This window comes from Ideonella sp. P3_A4, assembly GCF_056403075.1.
The window spans coordinates 1-4,990 of the sequence record NZ_JBFUGE010000441.1 but is presented as its reverse complement, the minus strand read 5'-3'; the positions used below and the strand labels follow the sequence as shown (position 1 = coordinate 4,990).

Sequence of the window (4,990 nt, the reverse complement as noted above, 5' to 3'; positions counted from 1 at the left end):
CTCGCTTGCTGAGGCTCTGTTGGCGCGCTCTGCGCCCCTTTGGTTACCCAACTTACGAATTCAAAACTTTGTGCAGTCGATGCTCGAGGGGCATACTCGCCGCGGATTGAAAACGTTTACATTTTGCGTGATCAATTCAGAGAAAAACCCCTGAACGAGGAGCCTCTATGAAGAGTGTGAATACTGCAGCAATTGCCGCTCTGATACTGAGCGCAGGTTTTCCATTGACCGCCACTGCCGAGCAGAAGGCGCCCCTGAGTCCATTCCCCAGCGAATCAAATACTCTTACTGAAAGCGCTGATGCTCAGGCAGAAGATCTGAGCTGGGCCGCGAACCCCAACAGCCCCGCCTGCACCGATTTCTATGCCAGCCGGCCCTTGTTCGAACTGAATTCAACGAGAGCTGTTGATGCCATCCCGCCAAAATCCAAGCCGGTCAAGGGCTCGGCCTATGCCGAACCGACTTACGGAACATGTGTCACCCGCGCCACTGACCATGTGGCCGATGGTGTACCCGGTTTCGCGCGAAACGACTATTCGCGGCGTCAAGCTTTCAACGCCAACAATACGCGGCAACTCGTGTATGCCTACGATGGCACATGGCACCTCTACAACGCCAATACCCATGCGCGCGTGACCACGCTGCCGTATTTGGGTGGGGATGCAGAACCGCAGTGGCACTCTTCTGACCCGAAGATCCTCTATTACCTGCCGACCAACGGGGTGGGCATGAAGCTGCACGAACTCAATGTGGGGTCGTTGCAGACGCGACAAGTGGCGAATTTTGGCCCGCGGTTGAAGGCGCTCTGGCCAGATGCCAACGCCGCATGGACGAAGAGCGAAGGGTCACCGTCAGCGAACGGGCGTTACTGGTGCTTCATGGTGGACAACGCGGACTGGCAAAGTCGCGGTATTTTTGTCTGGGACAAGAAAACCGACACCATCCTGGGCCACATGGACACGCACGGCAACAGGCCCGACCACGTGAGCATGAGCCCGAGCGGAAAATACTGCGTGGTTTCGGGCGAAGTGACGACCGCCTACTCCCGCGATTTCTCGACGAGCAAGCAGGTTCACACGACATCAGAGCATTCTGACCTCGCGTTCGACGCCGCCGGAGACGATGTCTACGTGTCGATCGATTACCAGTCGAATGCCGGCGACATTTTCATGACCCGGCTGCGCGACGGAAAAYGGACGGTTCTCTTCCCCACCTACATCGACGGCACGGCCACGGCCATTCACGTGTCGGGCAAGGCCTTCAACAAGCCAGGCTGGGTGACCATTGAAACTTACGCCAACGACACGTCGCTGCCCCGGAAATGGCTGCACCAGAAAATCCTGGCGGTCCAGCTGAAGGAAAATCCCATCGTCTATAACCTCGCGTTCCACAGGAGCCATTACGCCGGCTACTGGACGGCTCCGGCGGCTTCGGTGAACCGCGACTTCACCCGGGTTGTCTACAACTCGAACTGGGACGTGAACAGCGAGACGGACGTCGATTCCTATGAAATCGACATCCCGGTCGGTGCGTTGAAGCCCTGATCGGCCGATGGCGCACGGGCTGCCACGGCAGCCCGCTTGTTGTCGACGTTGCTTGTTGCGGAAAGGGCCGGTGCCATGGTGTGCGCCGCGCCCTTCTCAGCCTATCAAATCGTCTTGAAAGGACCTGCTCCATGAGCTCGCTTCAGCGGCTGACCGCCTTGCTCGCGGCGGTGGTATTTGGGCCGGCGCTGGGCGCCGGTGCATCTGATCCCGTGGTGATTCAAATTGACGCGGCGCAGACCCTTGGCGCCTATCGTTCCGACATCAACCGGCGGACCTTTGGCAGCGGTGTTCAATTCAATACCGCTCAATGGCGTTGGACATTTGACAATCTCAGCGACGCTGGCGGCACACCGGTCTCGTCCAAGACCGCTGACACGCTTGACAGCCTGGGCCTTGGGGACCTTGCGCTTCCCCAGCGGTGACAGCTCATTTCTTTATATCTGGGATGACCCGACGCACAGCTACCCCTCCCAGGAGCACCCTTCGCAATGGGACGCATATTTGAGCCCGAGCGAAATAAACCGCTACACCGCCGCTGACCGCCTTGACATGCAACGCCTGTTCGAAGTCAACACGGTCTTCTGGCTGAATTACAACCCTTGGGGTCTTCAGTACATCAACAAGAACCAATTCAGCAACCCGCCTTTGCCCCCTGAGATCGACCCCATCAATTTGTCCACCGCCGCATCCAAGGCCGCCGCCTGGGTGGCCAGCCCTGAAGGCGCGACCACCTTGTGGTGGGAGGTGGGCAATGAAGATTGGTCGCGCTGGAATGCCGGCCAGCATGCCGACATCTTTTATGAATTCCAAGAGAAGATGAAAGCGGCGCGGCCGGAAATAAAGCTGTTGGCACAGGGGCTGGCGGCGGATTTCAAGGACAACACGGCGAAGGCTTGGCTGAACGCCTTGAAATCAAAGCTGCGTGACGCCGGCAAGCTGGACAGTGTCTACGCCTACTCCATCCACCAGTACTTGTCTGCCAAACCCTATGAGCAGGCGAGCCTGGAGGGGCGACGCCAGAAGCAAACTCAGGACATGCTCTACGAGGTGGATCGAGGCGCTGAAATTGAAAACGTCAAGGCATTGCTCGGCACGGACGACCCCCAATCGCCCACGCGAAAGTGGAAGATCTGGATGACCGAATTCAATGTGTTCCAGAACAACGCCGGAGGGGAGTTTCAGGTCTTGCAAGACATGGGCCACGCCTTGGTGATGGCCGACTGGACGGGCAAGCTGCTGGAGCAGAACGTCGAACGGATGTTCTACCATTCTCTCGACACCCACCCGGCTTTCTCGCTCGTTCAGTATGCCAACGGCACCCATCCGGGCGGCGAGGACATCGAATTTCCCCAAATTCAGGCGCCGGGGTATGCGTACAGCATTTATGCCCAACAGTTCGGCAAGACCATGGTCCGCAACCGCATCAAGAACAACAAGCTGCTGGCCACGCCGGACGGCAAGAACCACTATGCGAAGGTGTCGACCTACTCTTCCATCAGTGCAGACGACAGCTCGCTGCGGGTGATGGTCATCAACCGTGACCTGAAGAATGGTGTCACGGTCAACCTGAATACCATGGACACAACCCCGCGACGCACGCTGGCTGAGGGGAAGTTCGGTTATCGGGTGCTGCGATCAGATCGCCTGACTGACAACAACCACGTGGTGAAAGATACCGTGCGCTGGACGGACACCGCCTATTTCGATCAAACAGCCAACGGCCTGAAGAATATCCACTTGCCACCGGCCTCGGCGAACCTGTTCATCCTGCCGCTGGCGTCACGTGATGGCCAAACCACCAGCGCCAAGTGAGTGAACCAGGCCAAGCCCTGATGCCGGCCCAGGTCGCGCTCCCCCTCGGTTCGCGGCCCCCGCACCCCTAATGCGTACAGTTCACGGCATCAGCGTGATGCGCCAGCATGCGCGCTGTGCCCGCAACGCGGCACGGCGGACAACCCTGGGAGCGTCATGCCTAACCCACCCACATTGCTGACCCGCCGTGCCATTTGCGCGGCCCCATTGCTCGGCGCCGGCTTGGCCGCCGCCCGCCTGGCCCATGCCGGTGACCACGGCTTCGAGACCGTCTTCCACTTCCCCGCCGGCGAAGCGCCGGACGTGAAGCCGCTGATCAGCGTTGATGGTTCGCAGCGATGGATGAACATCGCGACCGTCCAGCGCGCCTGGCGCATCCCGCTGAGCGGGGCGCTGGGCGGTGTGCACTCGTTCGCCGTCCAGAAGTTCTCGTACTACTCGCACTTCATCATCGCGAGCGACGGCCTGGCCTATGCGAACACCGGCAACAGCGGTGAGCACCATGCCGGCACCGTCAGCCGCTGGCAGACACCCAAGGGCCACCCCATCGACGAGCTGTACCGCTTCGATGACGCCGGCCAGAACGGCCTGCAACCCACCGGCGGCCTGATCGAAGGTTTCGACGGGGCGCTCTACGGTACGACGCGAAACGGCGGCGCCCACCAGGCCGGCACGGTGTTCCGCATCACCCTCGCCGGCGAGCTGACCACGCTGTACCACTTCAATGTCTTCCAGGACGGCCACGAGGGGGGCTATGCCCCCGCCAAGGGCCTGACCAAGGGCCTGGACGGCAACTACTACGGCGTCACCGAACTGGGCGGCGACTTCGATTCGGGCACCGTCTACCGCCTAACACCGGAGGGCGTGCTGACCATCCTGCACCTCTTCGGCGACAACGCCACCGGCCGCCTGCCCCGCGGCGGCCTCACGCTCGCGCCCGACGGCCTGTTCTATGGCCTGGCCACGAATGGCGGCGAGCAGTTCTGCGGCTGCATCTACTCGATCTCGCACGCCGGCGAGTACAAGGTGCTGCACAGCTTCCAGCCCCACGAAGGCTCATCGCCCATCGACTACCTGTACGCGGCCCCCGACGGTGTGCTGTACGGCACCTGCGCGGGCGGCGGCACCTTCGGCCGGGGCACGGCCTTCCGGTTCCGCCCCTAGCAGCCCGACAAGCTCGATGTGCTGCACCACTTTGCCGGCAACACCACCGATGGCGGCAACCCCATGGCCGGCTTCGAGCCCGCCCCCAACGGCTACCTCTACAGCAGCACGCGCAACGGTGGGCTGAACGGCGGCGGCACGCTGTTCCGGATCAGGCCCTGAGACTGGCGACTGCTTGCGCACGCTGAAGTGCGCATCGGACCTTCAAGCGGCCCGGTTCTGTTCGCCATCCAACAGACGGATGAGCGAAGGCGACGCCATAAGTGCACATGCGGCGAAAGATGCAGAGCGCCTGCTTCGCCGCGCAAGGGCACTGAGCTCGACCTCCGTCGATGCGCTCACTTGCGCTGCGTCAATGCGCCGCTCGGCGCTCCGTGCCATCTTGGTGTTTCGACCGCGTTCAACAGGCAGTACCCCATGAGCAGTCCCTCGATCAAGCCCCGTCTTCGGCCAACCTGGGTGAGAGG

Annotated in this window: 5 protein-coding genes; all 5 read left to right on the top strand. The window is 61.2% G+C overall.

The window, feature by feature from the left end; all coding sequences use genetic code 11:
• The first annotated feature begins 167 nt into the window (after nt 1-167).
• The 5 genes from AC1DYI_RS26300 to AC1DYI_RS26280 all read left to right on the top strand — a co-directional run bounded on the left by AC1DYI_RS26300 (nt 168) and on the right by AC1DYI_RS26280 (nt 4,685).
• Nucleotides 168-1,544, top strand: coding sequence for a YncE family protein (locus tag AC1DYI_RS26300; RefSeq protein ID WP_477207082.1), 1,377 nt, complete (start codon nt 168-170; stop codon nt 1,542-1,544).
• A gap of 131 nt (nt 1,545-1,675) precedes the next feature.
• Nucleotides 1,676-1,969 (top strand): hypothetical protein, encoded by a 294-nt coding sequence (locus tag AC1DYI_RS26295; RefSeq protein ID WP_477207081.1) that lies wholly within the window; start codon nt 1,676-1,678, stop codon nt 1,967-1,969.
• A gap of 127 nt (nt 1,970-2,096) precedes the next feature.
• Nucleotides 2,097-3,359: a hypothetical protein gene (locus AC1DYI_RS26290; RefSeq protein ID WP_477207080.1), complete on the top strand. Its 1,263-nt coding sequence runs from the start codon at nt 2,097-2,099 to the stop codon at nt 3,357-3,359.
• Between the two features lie 156 nt (nt 3,360-3,515).
• Nucleotides 3,516-4,523 (top strand): choice-of-anchor tandem repeat GloVer-containing protein, encoded by a 1,008-nt coding sequence (locus AC1DYI_RS26285; protein ID WP_477207079.1) that lies wholly within the window; start codon nt 3,516-3,518, stop codon nt 4,521-4,523.
• Between the two features lie 18 nt (nt 4,524-4,541).
• Complete coding sequence (locus AC1DYI_RS26280) at nt 4,542-4,685, top strand: hypothetical protein (protein WP_477207078.1); 144 nt, start codon at nt 4,542-4,544, stop codon at nt 4,683-4,685.
• The last annotated feature ends 305 nt before the right edge of the window (nt 4,686-4,990 follow it).